Annotated in this window: 31 protein-coding genes; 16 read left to right on the top strand and 15 right to left on the bottom strand. The window is 44.4% G+C overall.

Features of this window, described 5'->3' with window-relative positions; translation table 11 throughout:
- Window positions 1-29: 29 nt before the first annotated feature.
- The 4 genes from pfkA to HDC91_RS16970 form a co-directional block, all read right to left on the bottom strand.
- A complete protein-coding gene (gene pfkA, locus HDC91_RS16985; protein ID WP_183554187.1) occupies window positions 30-1,007 on the bottom strand; it encodes a 6-phosphofructokinase in 978 nt (325 codons plus the stop codon).
- A 119-nt stretch (window positions 1,008-1,126) separates the two neighbouring features.
- Window positions 1,127-2,842, bottom strand: coding sequence for a protein-disulfide reductase DsbD (locus tag HDC91_RS16980; RefSeq protein WP_183554185.1), 1,716 nt, complete (start codon window positions 2,840-2,842; stop codon window positions 1,127-1,129).
- Window positions 2,843-2,844: 2 nt separating this feature from the next.
- Window positions 2,845-3,297, bottom strand: coding sequence for a protein-disulfide reductase DsbD N-terminal domain-containing protein (locus HDC91_RS16975; protein WP_183554183.1), 453 nt, complete (start codon window positions 3,295-3,297; stop codon window positions 2,845-2,847).
- Between the two features lies 1 nt (window position 3,298).
- A complete protein-coding gene (locus tag HDC91_RS16970; protein WP_370576851.1) occupies window positions 3,299-4,024 on the bottom strand; it encodes a biotin--[acetyl-CoA-carboxylase] ligase in 726 nt (241 codons plus the stop codon).
- Window positions 4,025-4,116: 92 nt separating this feature from the next.
- Here HDC91_RS16970 and rsfS point away from each other — a divergent pair, with 92 nt between their 5' ends.
- The 4 genes from rsfS to HDC91_RS16950 all read left to right on the top strand — a co-directional run bounded on the left by rsfS (window position 4,117) and on the right by HDC91_RS16950 (window position 7,811).
- On the top strand, window positions 4,117-4,491 hold the full coding sequence (gene rsfS, locus HDC91_RS16965) for a ribosome silencing factor (protein WP_162430093.1): 375 nt from the start codon (window positions 4,117-4,119) through the stop codon (window positions 4,489-4,491).
- A 75-nt stretch (window positions 4,492-4,566) separates the two neighbouring features.
- Window positions 4,567-6,675: an ATP-dependent zinc metalloprotease FtsH gene (gene ftsH / locus HDC91_RS16960; RefSeq protein WP_370463826.1), complete on the top strand. Its 2,109-nt coding sequence runs from the start codon at window positions 4,567-4,569 to the stop codon at window positions 6,673-6,675.
- 81 nt (window positions 6,676-6,756) lie between these two features.
- Complete coding sequence (locus HDC91_RS16955; RefSeq protein ID WP_183554179.1) at window positions 6,757-7,395, top strand: lactate utilization protein; 639 nt, start codon at window positions 6,757-6,759, stop codon at window positions 7,393-7,395.
- Window positions 7,396-7,502: 107 nt separating this feature from the next.
- The gene (locus HDC91_RS16950) at window positions 7,503-7,811 is read left to right on the top strand and encodes a GIY-YIG nuclease family protein (protein ID WP_255476769.1); all 309 of its coding nucleotides are present in this window, start codon (window positions 7,503-7,505) and stop codon (window positions 7,809-7,811) included.
- Between the two features lie 446 nt (window positions 7,812-8,257).
- Here HDC91_RS16950 and HDC91_RS16945 read toward each other — a convergent pair whose 3' ends face one another.
- The 3 genes from HDC91_RS16945 to HDC91_RS16935 are packed head-to-tail and all read right to left on the bottom strand — an operon-like array spanning window position 8,258 to window position 10,553.
- Entirely contained in the window at window positions 8,258-9,349 is a 1,092-nt protein-coding gene (locus HDC91_RS16945; protein WP_183554347.1) for a metallophosphoesterase, read from the bottom strand.
- A 47-nt stretch (window positions 9,350-9,396) separates the two neighbouring features.
- A complete protein-coding gene (locus tag HDC91_RS16940; protein WP_183554177.1) occupies window positions 9,397-9,867 on the bottom strand; it encodes a hypothetical protein in 471 nt (156 codons plus the stop codon).
- 32 nt (window positions 9,868-9,899) lie between these two features.
- On the bottom strand, window positions 9,900-10,553 hold the full coding sequence (locus HDC91_RS16935) for a hypothetical protein (RefSeq protein WP_183554175.1): 654 nt from the start codon (window positions 10,551-10,553) through the stop codon (window positions 9,900-9,902).
- A gap of 233 nt (window positions 10,554-10,786) precedes the next feature.
- On the opposite strand from HDC91_RS16935, the gene HDC91_RS16930 reads away from it, so the two are divergent.
- The 6 genes from HDC91_RS16930 (at window position 10,787) to HDC91_RS16905 (ending at window position 16,315) form a co-directional block, all read left to right on the top strand.
- The gene (locus tag HDC91_RS16930) at window positions 10,787-11,173 is read left to right on the top strand and encodes a lipocalin family protein (RefSeq protein WP_162430088.1); all 387 of its coding nucleotides are present in this window, start codon (window positions 10,787-10,789) and stop codon (window positions 11,171-11,173) included.
- 62 nt (window positions 11,174-11,235) lie between these two features.
- Window positions 11,236-12,213: a hypothetical protein gene (locus tag HDC91_RS16925; RefSeq protein WP_183554173.1), complete on the top strand. Its 978-nt coding sequence runs from the start codon at window positions 11,236-11,238 to the stop codon at window positions 12,211-12,213.
- A gap of 45 nt (window positions 12,214-12,258) precedes the next feature.
- The gene (locus HDC91_RS16920; RefSeq protein ID WP_183554171.1) at window positions 12,259-13,134 is read left to right on the top strand and encodes a hypothetical protein; all 876 of its coding nucleotides are present in this window, start codon (window positions 12,259-12,261) and stop codon (window positions 13,132-13,134) included.
- Between the two features lie 654 nt (window positions 13,135-13,788).
- Complete coding sequence (locus HDC91_RS16915; RefSeq protein WP_183554169.1) at window positions 13,789-14,607, top strand: sensor histidine kinase; 819 nt, start codon at window positions 13,789-13,791, stop codon at window positions 14,605-14,607.
- On the top strand, window positions 14,576-15,214 hold the full coding sequence (locus HDC91_RS16910; RefSeq protein ID WP_183554168.1) for a response regulator transcription factor: 639 nt from the start codon (window positions 14,576-14,578) through the stop codon (window positions 15,212-15,214). The genes HDC91_RS16915 and HDC91_RS16910 overlap by 32 nt, the downstream gene beginning before the upstream one ends.
- 30 nt (window positions 15,215-15,244) lie before the next feature.
- A complete protein-coding gene (locus HDC91_RS16905) occupies window positions 15,245-16,315 on the top strand; it encodes a PA0069 family radical SAM protein (RefSeq protein WP_162430083.1) in 1,071 nt (356 codons plus the stop codon).
- A 209-nt stretch (window positions 16,316-16,524) separates the two neighbouring features.
- Here HDC91_RS16905 and HDC91_RS16900 read toward each other — a convergent pair whose 3' ends face one another.
- From HDC91_RS16900 to HDC91_RS16875, 6 genes are all read right to left on the bottom strand, one after another.
- On the bottom strand, window positions 16,525-16,836 hold the full coding sequence (locus tag HDC91_RS16900; protein WP_255476768.1) for a GIY-YIG nuclease family protein: 312 nt from the start codon (window positions 16,834-16,836) through the stop codon (window positions 16,525-16,527).
- Window positions 16,837-17,237: 401 nt separating this feature from the next.
- On the bottom strand, window positions 17,238-17,468 hold the full coding sequence (locus HDC91_RS16895; protein WP_183554166.1) for a hypothetical protein: 231 nt from the start codon (window positions 17,466-17,468) through the stop codon (window positions 17,238-17,240).
- Window positions 17,469-17,551: 83 nt separating this feature from the next.
- Window positions 17,552-17,917, bottom strand: a complete 366-nt coding sequence (locus HDC91_RS16890; protein ID WP_183554164.1) for a PleD family two-component system response regulator — start codon at window positions 17,915-17,917, stop codon at window positions 17,552-17,554.
- A 143-nt stretch (window positions 17,918-18,060) separates the two neighbouring features.
- Window positions 18,061-18,690, bottom strand: coding sequence for an NAD(P)H-dependent oxidoreductase (locus HDC91_RS16885; RefSeq protein ID WP_183554162.1), 630 nt, complete (start codon window positions 18,688-18,690; stop codon window positions 18,061-18,063).
- A gap of 99 nt (window positions 18,691-18,789) precedes the next feature.
- Window positions 18,790-19,179, bottom strand: a complete 390-nt coding sequence (locus HDC91_RS16880) for a hypothetical protein (RefSeq protein ID WP_183554160.1) — start codon at window positions 19,177-19,179, stop codon at window positions 18,790-18,792.
- Between the two features lies 1 nt (window position 19,180).
- Window positions 19,181-21,433, bottom strand: coding sequence for a biosynthetic peptidoglycan transglycosylase (locus HDC91_RS16875; protein ID WP_183554158.1), 2,253 nt, complete (start codon window positions 21,431-21,433; stop codon window positions 19,181-19,183).
- Window positions 21,434-21,554: 121 nt separating this feature from the next.
- Between HDC91_RS16875 and HDC91_RS16870 the strand changes: the two genes are divergently transcribed.
- From HDC91_RS16870 to HDC91_RS16860, 3 genes are all read left to right on the top strand, one after another.
- Window positions 21,555-22,643, top strand: a complete 1,089-nt coding sequence (locus HDC91_RS16870) for an Mrp/NBP35 family ATP-binding protein (protein ID WP_183554156.1) — start codon at window positions 21,555-21,557, stop codon at window positions 22,641-22,643.
- 25 nt (window positions 22,644-22,668) lie between these two features.
- Window positions 22,669-22,947, top strand: a complete 279-nt coding sequence (locus HDC91_RS16865; protein ID WP_162430078.1) for a NifU family protein — start codon at window positions 22,669-22,671, stop codon at window positions 22,945-22,947.
- 107 nt (window positions 22,948-23,054) lie between these two features.
- Complete coding sequence (locus HDC91_RS16860; RefSeq protein WP_183554154.1) at window positions 23,055-23,675, top strand: hypothetical protein; 621 nt, start codon at window positions 23,055-23,057, stop codon at window positions 23,673-23,675.
- Window positions 23,676-23,810: 135 nt separating this feature from the next.
- Here the strand turns inward: HDC91_RS16860 and def are convergent, their stop codons facing one another.
- Entirely contained in the window at window positions 23,811-24,383 is a 573-nt protein-coding gene (gene def, locus HDC91_RS16855; protein ID WP_183554152.1) for a peptide deformylase, read from the bottom strand.
- 21 nt (window positions 24,384-24,404) lie between these two features.
- Complete coding sequence (locus HDC91_RS16850) at window positions 24,405-25,667, bottom strand: pitrilysin family protein (RefSeq protein ID WP_255476767.1); 1,263 nt, start codon at window positions 25,665-25,667, stop codon at window positions 24,405-24,407.
- A 27-nt stretch (window positions 25,668-25,694) separates the two neighbouring features.
- On the opposite strand from HDC91_RS16850, the gene hpt reads away from it, so the two are divergent.
- The 3 genes from hpt to HDC91_RS16835 are packed head-to-tail and all read left to right on the top strand — an operon-like array spanning window position 25,695 to window position 26,913.
- A complete protein-coding gene (hpt, locus tag HDC91_RS16845; protein WP_183554148.1) occupies window positions 25,695-26,234 on the top strand; it encodes a hypoxanthine phosphoribosyltransferase in 540 nt (179 codons plus the stop codon).
- 59 nt (window positions 26,235-26,293) lie between these two features.
- A complete protein-coding gene (locus tag HDC91_RS16840; RefSeq protein ID WP_183554146.1) occupies window positions 26,294-26,506 on the top strand; it encodes a DUF2281 domain-containing protein in 213 nt (70 codons plus the stop codon).
- A complete protein-coding gene (locus HDC91_RS16835) occupies window positions 26,506-26,913 on the top strand; it encodes a type II toxin-antitoxin system VapC family toxin (RefSeq protein WP_183554144.1) in 408 nt (135 codons plus the stop codon). Before HDC91_RS16840 ends, HDC91_RS16835 begins: the two co-directional genes overlap by 1 nt.
- The last annotated feature ends 19 nt before the right edge of the window (window positions 26,914-26,932 follow it).

The raw sequence follows: 26,932 nt of genomic DNA, 5'->3' as shown, positions 1-26,932 counted from the left end.
TCAAGTTTTTTCCGGCTTTTTCTGGTGGATTATATCGAAAGTATCTCTACTATTTTTAAAAAGTCGGGGTTGATCTCAACATTGTGTTTGCAGGCGTGCTCAAACGGGGTGTACGATATTTCGTTGTGAATGATGCCGATCATTTCGTTACGGCGCCCACCAAGTAAAGCCTCAACCGCGGCCACGCCTACCCGGCTGGCAAGCACCCTGTCCTGGCATGAAGGGCGACCACCGCGCTGGATATGCCCCAGGATAGATACCCGGGTATCGTAATGCGGGAAACGCTCTTTTACATGGCGGCCAATTTCAAAAGCGCCGCCGGCATCGTCGCCTTCGGCCACTATTACTATTTTTGACAGTTTATCCTTACGTCCGTGCTCTAAACGATCGCAAAGGGCGTTGATGTTGGTTTTGCTTTCGGGTATCACAATAGCTTCGGCGCCCGATGCTATACCGGTGCGCAGGGCAATAAGCCCGCTATCGCGCCCCATAACTTCTACGATGAACACCCTGTCATGCGATTCCGCCGTGTCGCGGATCTTATCCACCGCGTCTATTACCGTATTGATGGCGGTATCGTAACCAATTGTAAAATCGGTGCCTAAAAGGTCGTTATCAATGGTACCCGGCAAACCAACAACGGGTATGTCAAATTCGTTCCCAAAAATACGCGCGCCGGTAAAGGTACCGTCGCCGCCAATGGCCACAAGCGCATCAACATTATGTGTTTTTAATTGCTGGTATGCCAGCTTACGGCCTTCGGGTGTTTTAAACTGTTCGCTGCGGGCGGTTTTTAAGATGGTGCCCCCGCGCTGAATAATATTAGCAACAGATTTTCGGTCCATGGCAAAAAGCTCCCCATTGATCATCCCCTCGTATCCCCTGCGGATACCGGTTACCTCTAAGCCGTAGTACGTTGCCGAACGAACAACCGCGCGGATTGCGGCGTTCATGCCGGGCGCATCGCCGCCCGAAGTAAAAAGTCCTATATTTTTGATCTGCGTCATTATTAAAAGGGCGCTGTCGCTTTGTATGGTGTAAACAGAAACGACTTACAAACATGCGGCTTGTAGCTACACCGTTTTCGTAAGTCGCCGCGAATTTACGTTAATTTTTTTTTACCTGCTTATTTTTTGTACGCTGCAATACCGCTATCCAAAAACTTAAGGTAATTTTCAACATTATAGTCGGCACCGGTAGGCGGTACCAGTTGGTTGCCATTGCTATCAAGGATAACATAAAATGGCTGCGAGTTGGAGTTAAAGGTAAACGCCTGCAGCTCGCTCCATTTCTGGCCTATTTGCGTAATTTTTTTGCCGGTATATTTTGAAGTGTACTGCTCGGCTGCCGGCAGTTTTGCTTTATCGTCAACAACCAGCTGCAGCATTACAAAATCGTTTTTAAGTTTGTTGAACACCCGCGGGTCCGACCATACATCGGCCTCCATTTTACGGCAATTAACGCAAACAAACCCTGTAAAATCTATAAAAACCGGTTTATGCAGTTCTTTTGATGCCTGCAATGCCTGCTCGTAATCGTACCAGGCATCCAGGCCCCTGGTTTTAATCCGATCGTAGTTTTCAGCATATTTCTTTGTTTTGATGGATGTTACAGGTGCAGCCGAAGTTGCCGTTGTGCTTTCCCCGCCAGGTATAGGCGACAGGTTAAAATCCTGGGTAGCCTCGGGCGGTAAAAACGCGCTTATAGATTTTAACGGTGCGCCCCACAGCCCCGGAACCATGTAAATGGTGAAAGCGAATACGATGATAGCAAAAAATATACGCGGGATGGACAGGTGCGGGAGGGCGCTGTCGTGCGAAAACCTAATCTTTCCGATGAGATACAGGCCAAGCAATAACCCGATCGCGATCCATAAGGAAAGAAAGATCTCCCGGTCAAATAAATTCCAGTGGTAGGCCAGGTCAACGTTCGAAAGGAACTTGAGGGCAAAGGCCAACTCCAGAAAACCCAGAACAACCTTTACACTGTTCAACCAACCACCTGATTTTGGCAGGCTCTTTAATGCCGAAGGGAATAAAGCGAACACCGTGAACGGGATTGCCAATGCCAGCGAAAACCCAAACATACCAATGGCAGGGGCTAACCTGTCGCCTTTGGCAGCAGCATCAACCAATAATGTGCCGATAATTGGCCCGGTGCATGAAAACGACACTACTACTAAGGTAGCCGCCATAAAAAATATGCCTGCCAAACCGCCCTTGTCGGCGTTTTGATCCAACTTATTCCCGAGGGAGCTTGGCAGCGTTATTTCGAACGCGCCTAAAAAGGAGATCCCGAATATAATGAGCAATAAAAAGAAGAAGATATTGAAGATGCCGTTTGAGGCCAGTTCGTTCAACGCGCTCGACCCGAAAATTATTGATATAAGCAATCCGAGCGATACGTATATCACAATTATTGACAGCCCGTAAATAACTGATTGGAATATCCCCTTACTTCTTGAGCCGCTCTTTTTTGTAAAAAAACTTACGGTTAGTGGCAGCAACGGGTAAATACACGGCATTAATACTGCTGTAAAACCCCCTATAAGCCCCGCAATAAAAATCCCCCATAAAGTTTTTGGTTCCTCTTTGGGTTTTATTACTGTTTTGCTTTGATCGGCCTGCGCTTTTTTTACCGAATCGGCTTTGGCAATGGAATCAGCCTTCTTTTTGTTGGCGATCAGCTGGTCTGTTGGCGTAGCAATGTCTGTAAACTCAACATCATTTGTCGAAACTGTGTCTTGCGCCCTAAGCTGCTGAGGCCCCGATACCACTAAAACCAAAACGGTTAGCAACAATAAACGCAGGATTGGGCCTGCGGCCAATTTAATTCCCTTCATGCTTACTTGGCTAACGGCACAGAAAATTCAACCTCATCAGGCGGAAGGCACTTAGAATCGTTACAGGTCATAAACTCCAGCTTGCCCTTAACAGTGGTGGCTTTTGCCGACTTAAGTTTTATTTTTTGCTGAAATATAACAGAGTTCTCAAAGAATCCTACATTCATGCCAAATACTTTTTCGTAACGGGTTATAGGTTTTGGCTCAACAGGTTTACCTACCAGGGCGTAGTCTTTTGAAGGAGCGAAAGTAAAGCTGGTTTTTACCGGCCCGCCTTCTTTAACGTTTTGCGAATAAATATGCCAGCCTTCGTCCATCGTGGCCTTTATTAAAACAACGGCTTCGGTAGCGCTGGTTTTTTTGGCCGCGTATGACCACCTTACGTGCGATTCGATCTGCGCCTTAGCGCCAAAAGTTATCATCAATGCAACTACTGCTAAAAATACTTTCTTCATTTTACCGGTTTAAAAATTCTATTTCCTTTAAATTATATGTTTGCTCGCCTGTTTCTTTTTCAATCACCAGCAAGCCATTATCCTTTACGTTTTTGATACTGCCTTCGAAAACGTGTCCGTTCGACTTAAACTTCCGCCGTTCGTTTAACCAATATAGTCGGCTTAAATATAAATTCCTTACAAATTCAAACCGCCCGGCCTTTAGTTGAAGGTAATAGGCCTCAATATTGCTGCAAATTTCTGCTAATATATTTTTTAATTCATAATCCTTCTGTAATATCTTCTTTATAGAAGTAGCATTACCTGTGCCTGCCGCAAAATTTTCCTGGTTTACATTAAGGCCAATGCCTATAATCGAGTGCTTTATCTGTGTGCCTTGTAATATGTTCTCTATCAGCATGCCGCCTATTTTTTTATCACCGTAATAAATATCATTTGGCCATTTTATCTTAAGGTTGTCACGCAGCAGGGGGTATAAAGCGTCATATACACCCATACTAACGGCGCGGGTAAGGTCAAATTGCTGTTGCGCCGATAAAAAGGTGGGGTTTAAAAGAATGCTGAAAGTTAAATTTTTGCCCGGCTCTGCATGCCAGGTGTTTTCGCGCTGGCCGCGCCCCGCATACTGGTGTTCTGCCATAATGACTGTTCCATCGGGTACTGGCTTGGAATTTGACAGTATATTCTTGAGGAATGTATTTGTTGAGTCAACTTCTTTTAGTGTCACTAAATTTTGTCCAACAAATAATCCTGAAAATATGTTATTTTGCAACGTATAATATTATTAAACCCAAAATCGTTCAAAACTAAATCTTTTTAATGGTAAAAAGTAAAGTGATAAATGAATCCGCCTATATTTCTGAGCTTGCTATACACGGCATGCAGGAAAAAAAGGGGAATGATCTTGTAAGGCTCGATCTTCGTAATGTAAACAGTTCGGTAGCAGATTACTTTGTAATTTGCCATGCCGATTCGGCCACACAGGTAAAAGCAATTGCAAATAGTGTTGAGGAAGAAATTTATAAGGCTTTACAGCAAGACCCCTGGCGCAAAGAGGGGCTTGAATATGGCGAATGGATACTGCTGGATTATATAGATGTTGTGATACACATCTTCAGGACCGACAAACGCGAATTTTACGGTGTTGAAGACCTATGGGGTGATGCTGAAATTAAAAGCTACAAAAGCGCTTAAACAAAGCTCAAAAAAGAAAAACCAGATCCCCTTTTTAAATTATTATTGATAAGCTGAGCTTGTAAAAACATGGAAATTAAAGATAAGAAGTCAGATTCCCAAAAACCTTTACGCAAGGTTCCGAATAAAAAAATCACCCCAAAGCCACCCAAGTTTAACCTGATGTGGCTTTACGCCATTGCCATTATTGGTATATTGGTTGTGCCTACGCTAATGAGCGGAAGCATTGGCAAGCAGATAGATTTTCAGCGCTTTAGCAACCAGATGCTGCGCGCCCACGACGTTGAAAAAATTGTTGCCTATAAAAACGGCGACCTGGTAACCGCCGAGGTTTATATAAAAAAAGACAGCCTTGTTAAACCTCAATACGCTGATGCCAATAAGGGTCAGCGCGGGTTTGGCACGGCGGCCAACGAACCGCAGTACAACTTTACCGATGCATCGTATGAGAGCCTGAAACAATCGGTTGCGGCTGTGCAGAAGGACTTTCCGGATGCGCAAAAGATACCGATCGAATATCAGCAGGGTAAAGAGAACCTGTTGAGCAACTGGCTGGTACAATGTGTAATAATGGCGATACTGCTTGTTGGCGTATGGTTATTTATTATGCGCCGTATGGGCGGTGGTGCAGGTGGTGGCGCGGGGGGCCAGATATTCAATATCGGCAAATCAAAAGCCACCTTGTTTGATAAAGAAGCACAGGTATCGGTAACATTTAACGATGTGGCCGGACTTGAAGAAGCCAAGCAAGAGGTTATGGAGATTGTAGATTTCCTTAAAAACCCTAAAAAATACACCAACCTTGGTGGTAAAATACCAAAAGGCGCTTTGCTGGTCGGCTCGCCGGGTACAGGTAAAACCTTATTGGCCAAAGCCGTTGCCGGCGAGGCCCAGGTACCTTTCTTCTCGCTGTCGGGTTCTGATTTTGTGGAGATGTTTGTGGGTGTGGGTGCATCGCGTGTTCGCGACCTGTTCCGCCAGGCAAAGGATAAAGCACCCTGTATCATATTCATTGATGAGATTGATGCTATAGGCCGTGCCCGTGGCAAAAACAACATAGTTGGCGGTAACGATGAGCGCGAGAACACGCTTAACCAGTTGCTGGTTGAGATGGATGGCTTTGGTACCGATAGCGGTATCATCATCCTGGCAGCTACTAACCGCCCTGATGTACTGGACAGCGCCTTGATGCGCCCGGGCCGTTTTGACAGACAGGTATCTATTGATAAACCCGACCTGATTGGCCGCGAGCAAATATTTAAAGTACACTTAAAACCTATTAAGGTTGCCGAGGGTGTTGACGCTAAAAAACTATCGGCACAAACACCGGGCTTTGCCGGTGCCGAAATTGCCAACGTTTGTAACGAGGCCGCTTTAATAGCCGCCCGTAAAAACAAAGAGGCTGTTGACATGCAGGATTTTCAGGATGCTATTGACCGTGTTATTGGCGGCCTGGAAAAGAAAAACAAGATCATATCGCCCGAAGAAAAACGCATTGTGGCTTACCACGAGGCAGGCCATGCCATTGCAGGCTGGTTCCTGGAGCATGCCGACCCGTTGGTGAAGGTATCCATAGTACCGCGTGGGGTTGCTGCACTTGGTTACGCGCAGTACCTGCCTAAAGAGCAGTTTCTGTACACTACCGAGCAGTTGCTTGATGGCATGAGCATGACCATGGGCGGCCGCGTTGCCGAGGACATCACCTTTGGTAAAATATCTACCGGCGCGCAAAACGACCTGGAACGGATCACCAAACTGGCCTACGCCATGGTTACCATTTACGGCATGAACGAGAAGGTGGGCAATGTATCGTTCAACGACACCCAGGGCGAGTACCAGTTTAACAAACCATATTCAGAAAAAACATCTGAACTGATAGATAACGAGGTGCGTACGCTAATAAACGATGTTTACCTGAGCACCAAACGTTTACTGACCGAAAAGCGCGACGGCCTTGAAAAACTGGCCAACAAGCTGATAGAAAAGGAAATACTGTTTCAGTCGGACCTGGAAGAGATATTGGGCAAACGGCCTTTTGATAACCGTACCACTTATGATGAATTTGTGAACGGGCCCGAATCAAACCAGGACCCGGTTGCGCAAAACCTGGTTCACGAAGGGGTTGGTGACCATTCAGGCACCTTTGACAGGAATCCCGAAGAAACGGACACAACTAAAGAATAATCATTTAAGTTCGAAGTAAAAGGTCGTAAGTCTGAAGAGGCTTGCGACTTTTTACTTTATACTTGTTACTTTTGACTTAACATGAGGGATATTACCACATCTAAAGAAAAGCTGCTGAAAAAAGTGCGCAAGGCGCTTTTAGAAAAACGTGATAACCCCTACCCAAACCTGGAAGAGCTACCCATGTATCCGGCCAACGAGGAGATGCTGGAAGTTCTTTTTGCTGAAGAATTTACCGCTATAAGCGGTCAGTTTGTGTATTGCGAGGACGAGGTACAATTCATTGAAAATTTATTAGAGCTTGCCGAAGAGCGCAAATGGCACAAAATATACTGCTGGGAACCCGCGCTTCAGCAGGTGCTTAGCACCTACGAATACCCTTTTTTTGAAACCGATAAGGATTTTGAACAGGCTGAAGTTGGCTTTACCCTTTGCGAGGCATTAATAGCCCGTAATGGCACCATATTGCTGTCAAACGCCAACGCCGCGGGCAGGCGTTTAAGTATTTACCCTCCGGTGCATATTGTACTCGCTTATACCTCTCAGCTGGTGCTCGATCTGAAGGACGGGTTTAAACTGCTTAAAGAAAAGTACGGCCCCCGTATACCATCCATGATTACCCACGTTACCGGCCCAAGCCGCACTGCCGACATCGAAAAAACATTGGTACTTGGCGCCCACGGCCCTAAAGAGTTGTTTGTTTTTTTGTTGGACGGGTAATAAATTCGTTAGCGGTTTGAACTTATTGAAGACCTGTACGAATTGTTAAGGGTTCGACAGGCTCACCATGGCATGCGGGGTTGAATCTCTACCTATTTCACATATAAATGATGAATCATTACCATGTTTATATTCTACTATGCAGAGATGGCTCTTATTATACCGGGGTAACCAATAACATTGAACGAAGGCTGATTGAGCATGATGCGGGAGAGAATCCAACCTGTTATACTTTTAAACGTCGACCCCTTAAATTGGTGTTTAACGAAGTCTTTCCCGATATTAATCAGGCGATCGCATTTGAAAAACAAGTTAAGGGATGGCGAAGAGCCAAAAAAGAGGCCATTATAAAAGGAAAATGGGAACTTCTTCCTGAATTAGCAAAGTCGGCTAATGGTTCGACAAGCTCACCATGACACGGGGCATGTCAGTCTGAGCCTGTCGAAGACTTGTGCGAATTGCTAATGGTTCGACAATTTCACTATGACACGCGGAGCTTGTCAGCCTGAGCCTGTCGAAGACTGTACGCCTTGATAATGGTTCGACAAGCTCACCATGACACGTACTGGGCATGTCAGTCTGAGCCTGTCGAAGACCTGTACGACCTGTTGATGGTTTTACAAGATCACGGTGATCCGTGTGGATTGTCAGTCTGAGCCTGTCGAAGACCTGTACGACTTGCTAATTGTTCGACAAGATCACTATGACACGCGGAGCTTGTCAGTCTGAGCCTGTCGAAGACCTGTACGCCTTGTTAATGGTTCGACAATTTCATTATGACACGTATGGGATTGTCAGTCTGAGCCTGTCGAAGACCTGTACGCCTTGATAATGGTTCGACAGGCTCACCATGACACGTGGTCTATCCTCCTGCCTTTAACTCATCTAACCGGCACTCTTCCAACACAACCCGTTGGCTTATCTTTTTGTGGCTTGTCCATTTAATAAGCCGGATGAAGCCATCGGCTATCTCTATCCCGGTGATATCGCCGTCGTTAAAGCAGCAGCAGCCGGTATTGAAATAGGTATCAAGGTAGCCGTTAAAATCGGGCGGGGTGTTGCCCTGCAGATGCAGGCCGGTGATCTTTCGTTCAAGTTCAATAATCTTAGCTGTGTCATTCGTCTGCTTAGCGCTATCAAGGCGAATGTAGAGATTTTCCAGCTCGGTTAATGACCTGAAAACCGGCTGATGGGTATGCCCTGTAATCAGCAGCATGTTATTGCGCTGGCTGCTCCATTCGTACATGATACGGTTATGGTCGGTTTTTAATTGGTTGTTAAAGGCGGGGGTATTGGGGTTTATCCGCATAAACCCTTGCAAAGGCCCCCAAACATCTGATACAAACCACTTGCTAAACCAGTTGCCATCGCTTTGCAGATCGCCCTGGTGCCCGTGGGTCATAAATATTTCTAATGGCTTATTGTTAACCGTGGTTTGCAGCAACGCGCCTTCATAAACACGTATAGCCCGGCCATATATCTGCATCAGGCTTACGGGTGCCAAAGGGTCGTTACCCCAGTACAGATCATGGTTTCCAAAGATCTTTACAAAGCGGTCGTCCTCAATAAATAGCTTTTCCTTTTCAAAGGTGGCTTTATTGTGGCGCTTAACGGTCACAAACAAATTCTCCCAAAGTTCTTCGCTATCGCCCAGGTTTATATAAATAAAATTTTCGGCAAAGTAATGGTCAAGCGCTGCCAGGTAATTCCCGGCAGATCTGGCGAACATGTCGGCGCCATCCCTTGCCCCTTTATGCTGGTCAGACAGGAGAATGAACTTATCCGTTGATACATCAAACGGTATTACCAACCCTTTTTTGCCGGGGTTATCAATGATGTTTTTATAAAGGGCGCTAAGCGCTTTGTTTACCCTCGTTTTATTGGGTCTTGACGAGAACCTGTTGGCCAGGTATGATACCGGTTTATAAAGTAAGCATTGAAAAAAACGGCGCATGTTATGGTAAACATGCGCCGTTGCAAATTGTGTGATAAGGTTAAATTTCAATACTTGCCCGAACCGGTAACGGTAACTGTTTCGTTGGTTGTAAGGTCTACCATGTTTACTGAAAACTTGTAGGAGTTTGAGCCGGTTTTGGTTACCGTACCGCCTGTTGATGAATATATGGTACTGCTGTTAACCGTGCATATAGCATACAATTGTGATGAAAACGGCACGTCCGAATCGATCTCGACAACATTGCTTGTGCCACTGCTGCCGGTTGGTATATTGTAAACAATGAACGATGCGCCGGTGCTTGAAGCGATAATGGCATCTAAATTTCCCGATACGCCGCTTGTTGCGGGGATAGCCTGGCATGGGCCGCTGTATTCGGTTCCTTTAACGCTGAACTTACCGCTGGCGCTGGCGATGTCGCCGGTGCCGCCATCGTCTTTTTTACAGCTGCCTAAAAACGCAACCACCAATACAAGCAGCAGGCTTTTAATAAAAATGTTTCTTTTGAAGAGTTTCATGGTTTGATTTATTTAGTTAATATGATTATTTATTAGAAAGTGAACAGGTAGCTGAGGTTTATAAAAGAAGTTGAGCCGCCGTCTGCCTTTATGTAGTTGTAACCAACCCCCAGGTGCGATTTTTCGCCAACGTTAAGGCCTACTTTGGCCGCTAACAGTAAATTGGTGTTGCTTGCAGAGTTGTCGTCATCGTCAGATACGCGCATGCTGTAAAGCCCCACCTGCGGCTCAACAAAAAACATATCGCCAAGCTTAGCCAGGTAGCCGATCTTTACAGGGATGCCCGAGTATTTAAAGTCTGCGTCTTCTTTAGGCAAAAAGTAATTGTAGCCAACGGTAGCGGTTACTGCGCCTGCGTCGCTTAAATGATAAAGGCCTTTTAAGTTGAGGCCGGCACCCGCTGACACAAAAGTTTTGAAATCGCCGATCGGTAGGATAGCCTCAGGCTCTAAACCAATTGAGAAGGTTGAGGCAGAGCCATCGGCAGCGGTAACGTTTTTAAATGCGGCTGCCGGTTCAAATAATTTTGAGGCAGCAAGCGGCCCCTTAGCGGCAGTTTGTGTAACCGGCGCATTTGCAGCCACTGCAACATCACCGGCACCTGTAAGGGTGTTTTGCGCGCTTGCGCTGATGCCCATACATACAAGGGGGATAAACAAGAGTTTTGAAAAGTTAAGGTTTTTCATGTTATTAATTAGTGTTGCCTACTCTGTTCCGTTTTCGGCTTTACCGGCCACAATCAATGCAATTGCTTGAATACAAATCTCCGTTCGCATCCATCGCGCATCAACGCGCATAACACCCAACCTGCACTGTGTTTATGCTGTGTAAATACCGTGAAAACACGGGGCGGCCGGTACCAGGGCCGAAATAACTTAGCACTCAACAAATCACCCTTAAATTATTAATCATGACAGCGATGAAAAAACTATTACTTATTGCACTATTGTTGGTTGGCAGCTCGGTAGCTTTTACCGGGTGCAGTAAAAAAACCGACGACGGCGGCGACCAGCCCTCTTCGGTATCAAAGAATAAGCTTGTTGGCAAATGGTTGTATGTAAAATTTGTTGAAGGTGGCGATACCGAAACCTTTAACGACGGAGAGTACTTCGAATTTAAAGCAGATGGTACCGCCTACGATAGTGTAGATGACGATTATGCGCAGTGGAGCGTATCCGGAAATAAGATAACATTTATTGTAGATGGCGAGCCCAATATAGCCACGGTTGAAAAATTGACCGGCAGCGAACTGGTGATGTCAAGTAATGATGACGGAGAAATCTCGACAGCCTATTTTAAAAAATAATCACTTCTGATGTAAAAACACCCTGATAGAACGTACCTTAGGGCAACCATAATCTTAAAACAATGAAAAAATTACTTGCTCTTTTGATCTTATCATGTGTGTTTTTCTCATGTAAAGACACTTTCGTAAAGACACCAGTTACCAGGAAAAATCCTAACTCACTTTCAAAAGCGGGTCCAGACCCTATCCCTTTAGATCTGGCAAAAAAAATGATTAGCAATTATTTAGGTCGTGCTGATGCATCAAACAATGGAAAGTTCGTATTAGACAACACAGGCTACACCGTTATCCGGGTTAGCTTGAATAAGCTTGAGGTTGTTATCTCTCGTTTAAAAAATGACCATGCGGATGGAATACGGCTGTACTTCGCCACATTTGGCGATAATTTAATTGATGAAGAAAGCTACAAAGTTGGGTTGGAAAAATCATATTCTCATCAAAATACCATTGTTCTTACCGGCACAAAGGATTCCTTGGTTAATGGGGCGAATGATTTAGAACTACACTACCACAGGGATTATTTCAATGGCGGCAACCCTCTTGCATTTTTCCCCTCCCTGTCAGGGATGTCTGGGCTGAGACCTATTCCTGTAAATTTAGCAGAAAAGTTAGTTAAAAATTATGAAGCGAATGAGCAACGGATGACAAATATTCCAAATACTGGCGCCATATGGCTTGACATAAATAAGTTAGATTTACTTATCAATAAGTTAAAGCGTGAAAGCGCCGATGGAGTCAGTATATATTTTGCTAAATATGGTGATAATGTCGCTGATGAAAAAACATTTAAGGCTGGTTTGGAAGACGACTATTCTTACCACAACACTATTATTCTTGTAGGCAGTAAAGAATCAGTGGTTACAAATTCAACTGGAGTAAAAACCAGTAATCATCTTGATTCATTTAGCACAAACGAATCAAATGGTAGCGCCTATACCTTTTTCACGGATCCTGTTAATAAAGGGGAATTATGTCCCCCTCCTTCACCATGCTGTAGTATTGGGGCTACATTATTATGCCCACCTTCAGCGGTCAATTAAATATCTCAAACCCTAATTGATATACTCATCTTAAGCAATTTAACAATGAAAAAACTATTATTATTAAGCTGTGTTCCTCTAATGCTGACAGCATGTAACAGCAACAGCAGTAAAACCCCGACAGACAGTACCTTACAAGCACAAACCGCCATGGATGCCGACTCGACACACATACGAAGCCGGGCCATTGCATTGCCGGAACTAATAACTTTAAACGGCTTATCATTAACAAAAGCCGATGTTTACGTAAGCGATTTTATCAATAATCCCAGTGTATATAAAAGCGCCACAAGCATTTGGTTTAGCAAAGCTTATGTTAATACCATTAAAAAGATGCTCGAGAAAGAAGGAGCTGATGGTATACGGATCTATTTTGCAAAACATTCAAATGGCCATAATATAGCGATTGTTTCCACACGGGAAATAGGGACTACCCACCAAGATTATTTTGAACACTCAGATCCGTTTTTAAAAACACCAGACGCGATCGGGGTTGTAAATTACACAACCGGGAATGGCGCTACTTTATACGACCGTAGCCCAAATTGCCCAATCAATGATAATTGCAATGCCAGCTATGACCATTACTTAAGCTGCAGCGAAGCGGCCGCCAGGGTTAAAAATTTTACTAATGATAAGTTTGTAACTACCAGCGAATGGTTTGATATTGGGCTGCTTGATAACTTATGTAAGGAACTGGATAGTACCGACGGCGCCGACGGCATACGTATTTATTATGCGCGTAATACAAACCCCAGAAAAAACACGCACGGTTTTGTAATAACAACAACCAAAACATCAGGCAGCAATAGCGGCATCCATGAGGATTACTATACTTGCAGTTCGCGCTTCAGAGACCTTGACAATGGCGAACAATGCCCAACAAATTGTAACGGTGTAACCTGGCCGAAACCAGAATAGCGTTATGTTTAAATACATTACCGTTAACATCACAGTAGAAGTGCTGTGCCTGATAATTGCGCTGTTTTCGTTAAACAAAAAGGCTGGCAGGCCCTGGTTAAGCATGATACCGTTTCTTTTTATTATTTGCCTTACAGAGATAGGTGGGAAATATTTAAAGATGATATATATGCAAGATAGGGAGCACAATTTGCCTAACTCTTGGTTATACAATTTGCTTTTGATTTTTCAGGCGCTATTTATCAGCCTTCATTTTAAATATCTGATAGGTAATTACATTAAAAGCAAGCCCCTCATTTACAGCGGGCTTGCTTTGACAACCCTGCTGTATTTTTACGAGTTGTTTAATCATGGGCTTTATGAATACAACACATTGACTAACATGGTTTTATCAATACAATTTATAACATTTAGCCTGTATTATTATTATAATTTATTAAGGGACGATACCTATGTCAATTTAAGATATTCGGCGGGTTTTTGGTGGGTTACCGGAATATTGTTCTTCAGTTTTGGCAGCATTATATGTAGCTTGTTTTATTATAAATTATCGGTTATTTTAATAACCTCCAAGGTTTATTTAACTACCTATATTTATTTCGCACTTAATATTATACTATATAGCTGCTGGAGTTATTCTTTTATCTGTAAAAAATGGCAAACGCCGATATCAAAGAGATAATACTTATTGCTACCATTATATTTTTACTGGCACCCACTTTTTTAGTGCTATATGTAAACTTGTATAACCAACGCAAAAAAAAGCATATTGAAGAAAAAGCGCTGCTCGAATCACGTTTTCAGCAGGAGTTATTAAAAACGCAGGTGGAAATGCAGGAGCAAACGCTTAATTACATCAGTCGCGAGATACATGATAACGTTACCCAGGTGCTATCGTTTGTAAAGCTTAACCTGGCCATGCCCGCAAAAGCTACACACGAGCAGGTAAGTGTAAAGATAGATGAAAGCCGTAACCTGATAGCCCAGGTAATAAACGACCTGCGCGACCTGTCAAAAAGCCTTAGCTATGACCATATTGTGCAGCTGGGCCTGGTAAAAACAATCGAGATAGAGGCCGGCCGCATCAATAAAAGCGGCATTATTAAAATTGACCTGGCTATTGGCGGTAACGCGCAAGGCCTTGGCGAACAGCGCGAGCTGGTGTTGTTCCGCATTTTTCAGGAAGCATTAAATAACGCCCTTAAACACTCGGGCGCGAAACAGTTAAAGATCAGTTTGGATTATTTTGACCATTTGTTTAACTTAACCATTCAGGACAACGGCGTGGGGTTTTTAGCCGCAGAACTGCCAAACGGCGGCTCGGGGCTTAAAAACATTGTGAACAGGGCTGCCTTAATTGGTGCCGCTGCTGTTATTGACAGCGCACCAGGCAAGGGTTGTTGTATTAAAATTAGCATTGACCCCCTTACACAACATACACATGCCAACGGAGACTACCATAGCGCTGGTTGATGATCACCGCCTTTTCAGGAGCGGGATTGTATCGTTAATTAACAGCTTTACCGGTTATAAAATACTTTTTGAAGCCGGTAACGGCGAAGAGCTGACGCGTAAAATATCACCAAAGTTTAAGCCCGATATTATTTTGCTGGATATTAATATGCCTGTTATGGATGGCATTAGTACCGCGCAATGGCTGCGGGATACTTTTCCGGATATATGCGTGATCATTTTATCGATGTTTGAGGATGCCGAAAAGGTGCTGGCCATGGTTAAAATGGGGGTTAAAGGATACCTGCTTAAAGATGCGGAACCCCACGAGTTTGAGCAGGCCCTTAAAAAAGTATCGCAGGGCGAAATTTATTACCCCGACTTTGTGACCCGCCACCTGGTGCAAACCTTTAATAAACAAACCGAACAGGTTAAGCTTAACAGCCGGGAAATTGAATTTTTAAAGCTTGCCAGCACCGAGCTCACCTACAAAGAAATTGCCGACCAGATGTGCATCAGCGCCCGTACGGTTGACGGTTACCGTGACCAGCTTTTTGAAAAACTACAAATAAAAAGCCGTGTTGGCCTGGTACTTTACGCTATTAAAAACAACATGATTGAATTGTAATTTGCTAAAATTATTAGCAAATTTGTTTCCATGTCGCATGAGGATAATCCTGAGTTTTTTAAGGGGCGCGGGGCGCAGGTAAACACCCACAACAAGTTTTTAAAAAACAAGTATGTGCTGGAGCATATTGAGGGGCTTGATGAACAATTGCTTGAGAACACCCATACCCAGCTTTTTGAAGAGAACCCCAAAAAGATAGTAAGCGCATCAAACAGCCCCGACCTAAGTAACATGTACTCCATTAACCCTTACCAGGGATGCGAGCATGGCTGCATATATTGCTACGCCCGCAACAGCCACGAATATTATGGCTTTAGCGCCGGGCTCGATTTTGAAAGGAAGATCATTGTAAAGCGAAACGCGCCCGAACTGCTGGAAAAATACCTGAACAAAAAGGGTTATGAACCGGTGTGCATTATGTTATCAGGAAACACGGATTGCTATCAGCCCATCGAGCGGAAACTTAAAATTACCCGCGCGATGTTGGAGATTTTTTTACGCTACCGCAACCCGGTAAGCATTATTACCAAAAACAATGTTATCCTGCGGGACATAGACCTGTTAAGCGAGTTGGCCCGCATGAACCTGGCCCATGTAAACGTATCTATCACAACGTTAAATGAATCGCTACGCCAAAAACTGGAGCCGCGCACTGTAACAGGGATGAGCAGGCTGGCGGTTATTCAAAAGCTGACCGAAAAGGGCATCCCCTGCAGGGTGATGGTGGCCCCGATTATCCCCGGTTTAAACAGTAACGAGATACCCGACATTATTAAAGCGGCTGCCGATAGGGGTGCGGTATCGGCCGGGTTTACCATTGTACGCCTTAACGGCTCAATTGCCGAGATATTTACTGACTGGGTATACAAAGCGTTCCCTGACCGGGCCGAGAAGGTATTGAATATGATCAAGGCCTGCCACGACGGCCGGCTGAACGACAGCGATTTTGGCCGCCGTATGAGCGGCGAGGGGCACGTTGCGCAATCGATACATCAACTGTACCGCATGGCCTGCGTCCGCTTTATGGCGGGCCGCGAAATGCCGCCTTACGACTATTCGTTGTTCACCCCAAAGGGCGGGAAGCAAACGAGTATGTTTTAGTGTGGGATTTAATTCTACCGTCATTGCGAGGTACGAAGCAATCTTCGATAAAAGGTAGCCGGCTTGCGTGTCGAGGATTGCCATGCTATCACTCGCAATGACGGTTGGAGAGTTGGCCGATCCGTCTTTGCGAGGCACGAAGCAATCTTCCATAGAACGGTAGCCGACTTGCATGTCGAAGATTGCGACGCTATCGCTCGCAATGACGGTTAATTTCCCTCTTTTAACAAATCATCGTGTAAATCACGCCATTGAGGGTTTAATGCATTTATCAAATTGATTTTAGCTTGTCTGCTTCCGCTTTTAATTTGTTTTTCTGCCGCTATTGCCTCCTCTATATGTAGGTAGGGTAAATAATAAACCAACTTATTACAATTGTATTTAGCTGAAAAGCTGTTTGGATATCTTTTGTTTTTATGTTCCCAGACACGGCAGATGAGATCCGAAGTCACTCCGGTATAAAACACAGAATGCTCTTTGTTTGTAATTATATATACACAGCCACCTCTTTGCATGATCATGTTGCAAAATAAAGAATTCAGGCGACTTGTATATAGATAGTAAACTTGGGGCTCGTCATTGCGAGGCACGAAGCATTCTGCGATAGAAAGGCCGGCGACTTGCATGTCGAGGATTGCCACGCTTCGCTCGCAATGACGGTTAAGTGTGGCCTACCCCGTCTTTGCGAGGTACGAAGCAATCTTCGATAAAACGGTAGCCGACTTGCATGTCGAAGATTGCCACGCTATCGCTCGCAATGACGGTTGGAGAGTTGGCCGATCCGTCTTTGCGAGGTGCGCAGCAATCTGCGATAGAAAAGGCTGGTGACTTGCGTGTCGAGGATTGTCGAGATTGCCACGCTATCGCTCGCAATGACGGGTTGGAATCTGCCGGGATCAGGGTTGGAGTGTAAATTGCATTATTACATCCGCAGCCGTAATGATACCGAGCGGCCAAGCGCCTGTATCAGCTGGGGATCGAGGGTTTGGTCGCCTTCCTTTTGTATCCAGATGGTTTTTTCTTTAATCAGCTGCAGTTTTTCGCCGTTGAGCAGCAGTTCAAGTTCCACAGTATTCTGATTGATCAGGTTACTGTTTACTATCTGGTAAATGTAGTCCTGGTCGTTAAAAGTTATTCGTAGCGGTAATCCCATATCTCTTATCTTTTTCCGGGTGGTAAAGATAATTCATAACGGGAATTATTAACTTTTATTTGAAAATTTAAAACTATTCAGGGTCATGCGGCCAGTTGGTACCCTACTTTATCTATCAACGCGGCCATATCAAACGGCTTATGTAAAATGTCATTTGGCGCGCCGTTTTGTTTAAGTACTTCCTCAATACCGTCTTCGGCCGAACAAATGATAACAGGCAGGCTTTTGGTTTCCAAATTATCCTTTAACATCTTACATATTTCGCGGCCATCCATCCCCGGCATAATAGCATCCAATATCAACAGGTCGGGATGAATACTTTTTACTTTTTCAATCAAATGATCGCCATCGTTCAACGACATTACATCATAACCATTATTGATCAATATGTAGCTCATCACCTCAACTATCAGTTCATTATCGTCAACTATCAATATTTTCTTAGGCATGGCCATTTGTTTCAGAGGTTTATACAAAGGCTATGCCGAAATTAACAATTGGTTAAAAATTTTAAATTAAGTTTTAAGCAAAATTAAAAAAGGCACAAGGAGTGCCCCTGTGCCTGTACCATCAACACGCCCGGCCCTTAAGCTCAGATGTGTATAAAAAACTCTTCTGCGGGCCTGCGTACCTTGGCTGCATTACTCATCTTATCATCCTGGGCACGGTAACCAATAGTTGCTATAACGGTGGCGGTAAGCCCTTTTTCTTTAAGCCCCAGCACCTCGTCAAAACCGGCCGGGTCAAAACCTTCCATTGGGCACACGTCAATATCCTGTTCGGCAGCAGCGGTAACCAATACGCCCAGGGCAATATAAGCTTGTTTTTGAGCCCAAACCAACAGCTCCGCCGGTGTGCGGGCGTTAATAGTATTTAATACCATACTTTCAAAACCGGCCAGCGTTTCGCGCGGCACCCCGCGCGTTGTGGCTACGTTATCAATATATTTTCTACCGAATGCTTCATCGATATTGGTTTCGGCAGCAAAAACAATTACCTGTGATGCATCTGTTATTTGCGATTGCCCATAGCCTGCTAATTTTAATTTTTCGCGGATGCTCGCGTCCTCAACTACCAATACACGGTAATGCTGCAGCCCTATTGATGACGGTGCTAATTGTACAGCATCTAATATATTTTGCAATTTATCGGCGGCTAGTTTTTTTGAGCTGTCGAATTTTTTTGTGGCATAACGCCAGTTTAATTTATCTACTAATGACATGGTCTTCTCATTTAAATATTACAAGTACAAACATACATGTTTAAACATTTAAATTGGTCACTGCCGTGTAAATACTACTGAACAAGTAGGGTTTCGTGGTCAAAACTCTTCTGCGGCAGAAGGGGCTTCCGGCACATCGCTTTCAAAATGAAGGCAGGATTTTGAGGGGTTAAATTTGAAATTATAGTAAGAATGTTGGTTAAGATGGTCTTTAACAGCGTCTTCGCAGCCAAAGGTTAGTTGCATATCGTAAACTACACGAATGCGCCCTGTTACCGTGGCCGGCTCATACATCACGGGGTAAAAGCGCAGGTTGCTTATTTGTGATGGCCCAAATTTGGTTTTATTTTCGTACTGCAAAGCCGATATAAAATCGGTTAGCGCACTTTGCGCAGGGGCAAAAAGATAACCAAGCATCTCCATCAGGTCTCCCTCAGTTTCCGGAAGGGAAAACCGGCCGGAGAGATCGATGGTAAACTGTTCGTGCATGCTAAGGCATCCGGTCTTTTAGTTCGCGTTCCTTTTCCTTGCCTTCGTCCTTCAGGCGCTTTTTCTCCGCTTTAATTTCCTTTTTGGTTTTGCCGGCCGTGTCTACGTTAGCTATACGGTTTTTATAATCGGCTTTTACCTTTTCAATCTCCAGCTTAAGGCGCGCTTTAATAGCGTCGTTTGTTTCTTCAATTTTCTTTTCCATTTTGGCAGCGGCGGTGTCCTTCTTACCAAAAAGACGCTGAAAAAAGTTCGGATGCTTAGGCTCTTCAAATACAGGGGCCACGCCTATGGTGGCATCATCGTCGCCGGTTTGCTGTATCAGGCTATCGGCCACCAGGGTATCTGCCGGCGCTTCCCTGCGCAAGCCTTCGCGCAACCGCACATTGTAAAAGCCATAAGCATTGGTATCGCGCTGTATATAGCCGCGCCCCGCCATCAGCCGGCCTATCAGGTTAAAATATCCATGCAGTCCCTGCCGTAAAGTACCATCTGGCTGAAACGCGTATAGCCCTGCTTTGGGGTTTGGCACTATGCTGGCCAGGTAAATACTTTCGCCAATAGTAAGCTCTGACGGCGATTTGCCAAAATAATACCTGGCAGCCTCGCGTATACCATAAATACCGCGCCCCCACTCAATAATATTGAAGTAAACCTCGAGCATGCGGTTCTTGCTCATAATGCGGTTGTTCTCTATCAACCACACGATCAGTATTTCCTCGATCTTGCGCGACAGTGTTTTATTGCGGCTTAAGAATGAATTTTTGATAAGCTGCATGGATATGGTGCTGCCTCCGCGCTTAAACTTCTTTTCTTTGATATCGGTAATAAACGACTTGCGGATAGACTCGTCGACAAAGCCCCGGTTAGTATAAAATGACGGGTCTTCGGCAGTCATTACGGCGTTGCGCAGGTTTGGCGATATCTGCTGCAAGGGAACAAAATCCGGGCTGCCCGGGCCAATGGTGTGCGGCGGCATTGGCTTGCCGTTTTCGTATGGGGTATAAACAAATGTTTTATTCAGCTTGCCCAGGTCGGCCTTGCCATATTTAAGTATCCTGAAATCCTTATCCTTTTGCAGGCCCGAATTAAAAACCATATCATCAATATGCGCCCAGTTCAAAAACAAGTTAAGGTTATAATTTAACTTCCCTGTTACCTTTATGCCTTCCAGCGACTCGAACATCCCGGTAGGGAACGAATCAAATACATCCTGCGCGTTTTGCCAGCCTGTTTTAACCTTTAGCTCGTATATCTTAACCGGGTTAAGCGTGTATTTGGCGTAGGGGTTAGCCGTAAGTTTTTTTAGGTGGATAACCGAGGAGCTATCAAGCGATATGTAATTTTTGCCCACAAATACATTGGCGTCAATTGATCCGTTTGGTACGATGATATCGCTTACCGATAAACCGGGATGGTTCAATAAAAGGTTGCGCACACTCCACGAACCATATATTTTTGTTTCGCCATCGCTGTGCTTAACGTTGCTTAGCCTGGTGCTAATGGTATCGAAATTTAGCTTCAGCTTATACTTTTTCTCGATAAAGGGCAGCTCCACCTTTTTACCTTCGGCGTACAGGTGCACATCTATCTGCTTGTCTGATGGTTGCATAATGCCGTCAACATGCCAGGTGGCCGCGCCATCATCAACTTTTATGGTGGATGCCAGCTTACCATCCTTAATAATGGCGGTTTGCGTAAGCATTTTTACGCGGGTGCTGTCATCAGTATAGCTTGTTAAAAAGTTATGCAACGACAGGTTGTCCGGTATTTTGTAAAGCACTTCGTTAATCAGGTTGTTTGATAATTCGGCCAGGTCTACCCGGTTGCCGGTGTTGGTAGTATCCTTTTTCTTTTTAAACAGGAAATCAAAGTTCTTAACCCCCTTGATGCTGGTTAAATTAAGACGGCCGTCCTGCAAAACCACATCAGCCAGTTTAATGTTGCCAAATATCAGCGGGAAGATCTTGACGCTCACCACAAATTTCTTGACTGCAAGCAGGCTGTCACGCTGATAAGGGACGACGCTGATGTCAGAAAAATCAACAGTGCTAAGCCCCGTAAAACGCGCCGACCCTATTTTTACATCTAAATTATAATCCCTTTTTGCTTTTGATTTAGCTTTGTAAATAGCTTTTTGAAGTAATACCTCGCGTTTAGAATAGGCAACATATCCGCCTATAAGCATAATAACTACTATAATTAGAACAGTTATACCTGCAATGCGGATATATTTGGGGTTGATGCGCGGCATATGGGAATTTTGCTTCAAAACTAAAACAATTACAATTTGGTGCAAACGGCTGCAAACTGCAAATTGTTTTTTATAACAACGCATGCTGCTACCTGTTTTCGTATTTTTATACCAAAATAAAATGGAATTTACTAAAGAACAAGTTTTACAAGCACTTGGAAATGTTGAGGAGCCCGATCTTAAAAAAGATCTGGTAACCTTAAACATGATACAGGACATACATATTGACGGCAATAAGCTAAGCTTTTCGGTGGTCTTAACTACACCCGCGTGCCCCTTAAAGGCCTTAATTGAAAATGCCTGCCGCAATGCCATCGGCCATTTCATCAGCAAGGATATCGAGGTAACCGTAAACATGACATCGCGGGTTACTTCGCAAAAAAATACGGGCGTGCCGGGTGTGAAAAACATTATAGCGGTGGCATCGGGCAAGGGCGGTGTAGGCAAATCAACCGTGTCGGTTAACCTGGCTTTGGCTTTGGCCAAAACGGGCGCCAAAGTGGGTTTGATAGATGCAGATATCTACGGGCCGTCCATCCCAATCATGTTTGGCCTGGAGGGCGAGCGGCCTAAAGCCAGCCAGGTTGATGGCAAAACACGCATAGAACCGATTGAAAAGTATGGCATAAAGTTGCTATCCATCGGCTTTTTTACCGATCCAAACCAACCTGTGCCGTGGCGCGGGCCAATGGTATCGAGCGCGGTAAAACAACTGTTTAACGATGCCGACTGGGGCGAGCTTGACTATTTGGTGATTGACCTGCCGCCTGGCACCGGCGATATACACATCACCGTTACCCAAAGCTTCCCGGTTACAGGGGCGGTAATTGTTACCACACCGCAAAATGTAGCCCTGGCCGACGCTAAGAAAGGTATCGGCATGTTTATGATGGAAGCTATAAATGTACCGGTAATGGGCATAGTGGAAAATATGGCCTATTTTACACCCGAAGAACTGCCCAACAACAAATACTACATTTTTGGACAAGGCGGCGGCCAGCGGCTTGCACAGCAACTGGATGTGCCCTTTTTAGGCGAGATACCGCTGATAAAAGGCATAAGCGATTCGGGCGATGCCGGCAGGCCAATAGTTTTAGATGATGATGGTGTAATGACGACCGCATTTATGGAAATGGCACGGCGCGTTGCCCAGCAGGTTTCTATATGCAACGCTCAAAAGGCTGATAACTTAAATGTGGTAAATAATTAATAACTTTACTTTATAATTTAATATAATGAGTTTAACAGATCAGGTGGAAGCGGCGTTGAATACCATACGGCCTTATTTAGAGGCCGATGGAGGTAACGTTTCTGTTGAAGAAATTACTCCTGAAAAAGTGGTGAGGTTAAAGCTGCTGGGTTCATGCGGGTCGTGCCCCATGAGCATCATGACGCTAAAGGCGGGGATCGAGCAGGCCATTTTAAAGGCAGTACCGGAAATAACCGGCATAGAAGCAGTAAACCTTACCGACATTGACGACCCCAATGCCGTGCTCCCGGAAAACTTAAGATAGTGTTAAGAAGTGTTAAATGCGTTTATTGCTGTTTTGCAAAAATGTATTTTTACCGGCCTGTTTAAAACAAACATACACGGGCAGGACTTTTTGTAGCAACAAGCTAAATGAAAAAACTAATTGGCATATTGTTCTTACTCACATCCTTATCGGCGTTCTCGCAGCAAAAAGAGAGCCCGCTGATACAGTTTACAGGTGTGGTATACAATGCCGATAGTACCAATATCATCGTCCCTTACGTAAGTGTTACCAATAAAAGCAATCATAACTCACTTGTGATCACCAATTATAAGGGCTACTTCTCGTTCGTGGTGCACGAGCAGGATTCGCTTCAGTTTACGGCCATCGGTTACGCGCCGGTCACCGTTGTGATACCGTCAAATTTAAAAAACAGGAGCTTTACCACCCAGGTGCTGATCAAACCGCAAATTACCAATTTGCCAATGGTGCGGGTATTTCCCTGGGCCACCACAGATGAGTTCAGGAAGGATTTCGTCAATGCTAAAATAGCCGACGACGACCTGGAGATCGCGCGTAAGAACATCAGCCGTACATCAATAGTGGCCTTAACCAATTCGCTGCCCCGGGATGGCCAGGAAATACAATCGGCCAACGCCCAAAGCATGCACCAGGATATTGTTAACCAGCACTCGCGCACCAACCCATTGCTTAACCCGCTTGCCTGGGGAAGCTTAATCAAATCGATAACAGACGGGGACGGGAAGTAAGAGAGGCAAGAATTTCAGAGTCAGGAATCAAGACAAAAACAAAGCATACAACAAAAAAGGGTTACGAATTACCGTAACCCTTTTTTGTTATATATATTTCTCCGGTCTTGATTCTTATATCTCGACCTCTTGACTCTATCTCCCCTTCTTGGCGGCCGGGAATTTCATGCGGTAGTCAACATCCACGGAGCCTTTTGAAATATCGTTAAGCTTTTTTTCTATCAGGCGCTTGCGCAACGGGCTCAGCTTATCGGTAAATAGTTTGCCTTCAATATGGTCGTACTCGTGCTGTATAACACGGGCGGCCATTCCGCTAAACGTTTCTTCGTGGTGTTTCCAGTTCTCGTCGTAGTATGATATTTTGATGGTCGATTTACGGATTACATCTTCCCTGATGTCCGGGATACTTAAACAGCCCTCGTTAAAGGCCCATTCCTCACCGCTTTCCTCAAGCATGCAGGCATTGATGAATACTTTTTTAAAATCCTTCAGCTCGGGTTCTTCGTCATCAAAAGGAGTAACATCAACTACAAACAATCGCATAGACATCCCCACCTGCGGAGCAGCCAGCCCAACGCCGCGGGCACCATACATCGTTTCGAACATGTTATCTACCAGTTCTTTGATATGCGGGTACTCTTCAGGTTCAATAGATGTGGCCTTTTTCCTTAAAACAGGGTCGCCGTACGCTATTATAGGATATTTCATGGTACAAAGGTAGAAGTTTTATTACTTAGGCTCAAATAATAAGGTTATCATACGGTCATTATCAAATATTTCGTTGCTTATCTCCAGTAGGTCTTCGGCCTTAACGGCATTTATCTTTGCAAAAATATCTTCCAGCGTATCAATATGGTTAAAATCAAGCAGGCTTTTTGCCATGGATATGATCAGGCTCATGCGGTTTTCTTCGGCCAGGGCTATCTGCCCTATAAATTTTTCTTTAGCCTGTTTTAGCTGTACCGCCCCCAGCTTGTTATCACGCAGTTTTTTTAACTCCTTATGTACCAGCTTAAGCGCTTTGTCTGCTTTACCGGCATCGGTACCAAAGTAAATAGAGAATATTCCTGTGTCGGTTAACGAGGTGTAGTTAGATTCGATAGTGTAAGCAATACCCTGCTTCTCGCGTATCTCCAGGTTAAGCCGGTTACTCATGCCCATTCCGCCCAAAACATTGTTAAGCAGCAGCAAACCATACTTATTTTTATGCGCCGATGGGTACGCCCTGCCCCCTATAATACAATGCGTTTGCGAGATAGGCTTTTGCAAAGCATAAATGCCATGGCTTATAGCATCCGGTGTCACCCTGTTCTTCTGACTCGTGTTTTCGGGCACAGCACCAAAATACTTTTCACTAAGCTTCACCAGTTTGTTAAAGTCGTAATCGCCGTAAACCGCGAAAACCATTTGGTGGGTATTATTATTAGCCGATATAAACTGCTTAATATCGTCGATATTAAGTGCAGCAACACTTTTTGGCGTACCTAAAATATTATTGCCAATGGGGTGCCCCTTAAAAAGATACTCTTCAAAATCATCCTGTATGGCTTCTTCAGGCTGGTCAAGGTACGATGATATCTCGTCCAGTATCACGCCGCGTTCTTTTTCCATCTCCTCCCCGGGGAAGGTAGAATGAAACAGGATATCTTCGAACAGGTCGATAGCACGCTCTAAATGCTGTTTTAGCAACGATGCATGTATGCAGGTATATTCTTTAGTGGTATAGGCGTTCAGGTCCGCACCTACAACTTCCAGCCGGTTCAATATCTGTGGTGTGCTGCGCCTTTCGGTTTCCTTAAACAGCAAATGCTCAATAAAATGGGCCAGGCCCTCTTTGCCGGGCAATTCATCGCGCGAGCCTGCGTTTAGTAAAAAGCAGCAATGGGTAATTGGTGAGGGCGAATGCTTAAAGAGTATTTTGATACCGTTTGATAAGGTATGTATCTGATGGTCTGTCATAAAAGGTTCAAAGATAGCGTTTAAACTCGCCATTCGTTTGGCAATGCTTATGTTTACATTATGAAATTACAAATAGACGACCTTGAATTTGAACCATTGTTCTCACCCGAAACCATCCAGCAGCGTGTGGCCGAGGTGGCGCAGCAGATAAATAACGACTTTGAAGGCCGCCAGCCCATATTTGTAGGGATACTGAATGGCAGCTTTATGTTTGCTGCCGACCTGGTTAAAGAAATTGTGGTACCCTGCGAGGTTACCTTTACCAAGCTGGCATCGTACCTCGGCGGCCTGTCGAGCACGCGCACTATCCGCGATGACTTTGACCTGCACGTAAAGATAACCGGCAAGGACGTAATTTTAGTGGAAGATATTATTGATACCGGCAACACAATAAAATACCTGATAGAAAAACTGCAGACCCGCAACCCGGCTTCTATTACCGTGTGCAGCCTGCTTTTTAAACCCGAAACCGTTGAGCACAGCATCGAAGAACTAAAGTACGTGGCCTTCCAGATACCCAATCAGTTTGTAGTAGGCTACGGCCTGGACTATAAAGAGTTTGGCAGAAACTTAAAGGGGATTTATAAGAAGATAGGGTAAAAATTACTGGCTTATTGTTTGTAATATAGAATTGACATTTTTGTATATTTGTTACAATCATGCTTACCACCATAAAAGGATATTACGAAGAAGGGCATATCATCCTGACAGAAGATGCACCGGTACATTCAAAAACGGATGTGATGGTCACCTTTTTGACCGACGATGTTCAGCAAAAACCAGCCAAAAGGGTGCCGGGTGGGTTAAAGGGCAAGGCGGAATTGCCTGATGATTTTAACGAGCCGTTAGATGATCTTAAAGATTATATGTAATGGCTCTGAATAAGTATCTGTTGGATACGCATTGTTTGATCTGGTTCCAGAAAAACAATCCTCAACTTTCAAAACACGCTTTATCGATTATTGAGGACCCTGACAATATTATATTGTTTAGTCAGGTAAGTTTATTTGAACTTGTTATCAAACAAACGTTGGGCAAGATTCCCGAATTTATAGTTTCAACAGAAGATGTTTATAGCCAGGGCAAAACCGACGGGTTTATTTTTGAACCCATTCAAAATAATCATATTCAAAGATATTCAGAAGTGCCGCTTTTTGATAATCATCGGGATCCATTCGATAGGTTATTAATTGCTACAGCTATGGAAGAAAATGCAGTCATTATATCCGGAGATGAAAAGTTCACTTTATATAAAGATATGATAAGACTGATTTGGTAATCTTAAAGGCCGCCACTAT

Source organism: Mucilaginibacter sp. AK015 (genome assembly GCF_014200785.1).
Classification (GTDB): domain Bacteria; phylum Bacteroidota; class Bacteroidia; order Sphingobacteriales; family Sphingobacteriaceae; genus Mucilaginibacter.
This window is presented reverse-complemented; position numbering and strand designations above follow the sequence as displayed.

What these genes read in the sequence shown, in the direction of transcription:
- pfkA (WP_183554187.1), bottom strand. Translation starts at nt 1,007, where the DNA reads ATGACGCAGATCAAAAATATAGGACTTTTTACTTCGGGCGGCGATGCG.
- HDC91_RS16980 (WP_183554185.1), bottom strand. Translation starts at nt 2,842, where the DNA reads ATGAAGGGAATTAAATTGGCCGCAGGCCCAATCCTGCGTTTATTGTTG.
- HDC91_RS16975 (WP_183554183.1), bottom strand. Translation starts at nt 3,297, where the DNA reads ATGAAGAAAGTATTTTTAGCAGTAGTTGCATTGATGATAACTTTTGGC.
- rsfS (WP_162430093.1), top strand. Translation starts at nt 4,117, where the DNA reads ATGGTAAAAAGTAAAGTGATAAATGAATCCGCCTATATTTCTGAGCTT.
- HDC91_RS16955 (WP_183554179.1), top strand. Translation starts at nt 6,757, where the DNA reads ATGAGGGATATTACCACATCTAAAGAAAAGCTGCTGAAAAAAGTGCGC.
- HDC91_RS16950 (WP_255476769.1), top strand. Translation starts at nt 7,503, where the DNA reads ATGATGAATCATTACCATGTTTATATTCTACTATGCAGAGATGGCTCT.
- HDC91_RS16945 (WP_183554347.1), bottom strand. Translation starts at nt 9,349, where the DNA reads ATGCGCCGTTTTTTTCAATGCTTACTTTATAAACCGGTATCATACCTG.
- HDC91_RS16940 (WP_183554177.1), bottom strand. Translation starts at nt 9,867, where the DNA reads ATGAAACTCTTCAAAAGAAACATTTTTATTAAAAGCCTGCTGCTTGTA.
- HDC91_RS16935 (WP_183554175.1), bottom strand. Translation starts at nt 10,553, where the DNA reads ATGAAAAACCTTAACTTTTCAAAACTCTTGTTTATCCCCCTTGTATGT.
- HDC91_RS16930 (WP_162430088.1), top strand. Translation starts at nt 10,787, where the DNA reads ATGAAAAAACTATTACTTATTGCACTATTGTTGGTTGGCAGCTCGGTA.
- HDC91_RS16925 (WP_183554173.1), top strand. Translation starts at nt 11,236, where the DNA reads ATGAAAAAATTACTTGCTCTTTTGATCTTATCATGTGTGTTTTTCTCA.
- HDC91_RS16920 (WP_183554171.1), top strand. Translation starts at nt 12,259, where the DNA reads ATGAAAAAACTATTATTATTAAGCTGTGTTCCTCTAATGCTGACAGCA.
- HDC91_RS16915 (WP_183554169.1), top strand. Translation starts at nt 13,789, where the DNA reads ATGGCAAACGCCGATATCAAAGAGATAATACTTATTGCTACCATTATA.
- HDC91_RS16910 (WP_183554168.1), top strand. Translation starts at nt 14,576, where the DNA reads ATGCCAACGGAGACTACCATAGCGCTGGTTGATGATCACCGCCTTTTC.
- HDC91_RS16905 (WP_162430083.1), top strand. Translation starts at nt 15,245, where the DNA reads ATGTCGCATGAGGATAATCCTGAGTTTTTTAAGGGGCGCGGGGCGCAG.
- HDC91_RS16900 (WP_255476768.1), bottom strand. Translation starts at nt 16,836, where the DNA reads ATGATCATGCAAAGAGGTGGCTGTGTATATATAATTACAAACAAAGAG.
- HDC91_RS16895 (WP_183554166.1), bottom strand. Translation starts at nt 17,468, where the DNA reads ATGGGATTACCGCTACGAATAACTTTTAACGACCAGGACTACATTTAC.
- HDC91_RS16890 (WP_183554164.1), bottom strand. Translation starts at nt 17,917, where the DNA reads ATGCCTAAGAAAATATTGATAGTTGACGATAATGAACTGATAGTTGAG.
- HDC91_RS16885 (WP_183554162.1), bottom strand. Translation starts at nt 18,690, where the DNA reads ATGTCATTAGTAGATAAATTAAACTGGCGTTATGCCACAAAAAAATTC.
- HDC91_RS16880 (WP_183554160.1), bottom strand. Translation starts at nt 19,179, where the DNA reads ATGCACGAACAGTTTACCATCGATCTCTCCGGCCGGTTTTCCCTTCCG.
- HDC91_RS16875 (WP_183554158.1), bottom strand. Translation starts at nt 21,433, where the DNA reads ATGCCGCGCATCAACCCCAAATATATCCGCATTGCAGGTATAACTGTT.
- HDC91_RS16870 (WP_183554156.1), top strand. Translation starts at nt 21,555, where the DNA reads ATGGAATTTACTAAAGAACAAGTTTTACAAGCACTTGGAAATGTTGAG.
- HDC91_RS16865 (WP_162430078.1), top strand. Translation starts at nt 22,669, where the DNA reads ATGAGTTTAACAGATCAGGTGGAAGCGGCGTTGAATACCATACGGCCT.
- HDC91_RS16860 (WP_183554154.1), top strand. Translation starts at nt 23,055, where the DNA reads ATGAAAAAACTAATTGGCATATTGTTCTTACTCACATCCTTATCGGCG.
- def (WP_183554152.1), bottom strand. Translation starts at nt 24,383, where the DNA reads ATGAAATATCCTATAATAGCGTACGGCGACCCTGTTTTAAGGAAAAAG.
- HDC91_RS16850 (WP_255476767.1), bottom strand. Translation starts at nt 25,667, where the DNA reads ATGGCGAGTTTAAACGCTATCTTTGAACCTTTTATGACAGACCATCAG.
- hpt (WP_183554148.1), top strand. Translation starts at nt 25,695, where the DNA reads ATGAAATTACAAATAGACGACCTTGAATTTGAACCATTGTTCTCACCC.
- HDC91_RS16840 (WP_183554146.1), top strand. Translation starts at nt 26,294, where the DNA reads ATGCTTACCACCATAAAAGGATATTACGAAGAAGGGCATATCATCCTG.
- HDC91_RS16835 (WP_183554144.1), top strand. Translation starts at nt 26,506, where the DNA reads ATGGCTCTGAATAAGTATCTGTTGGATACGCATTGTTTGATCTGGTTC.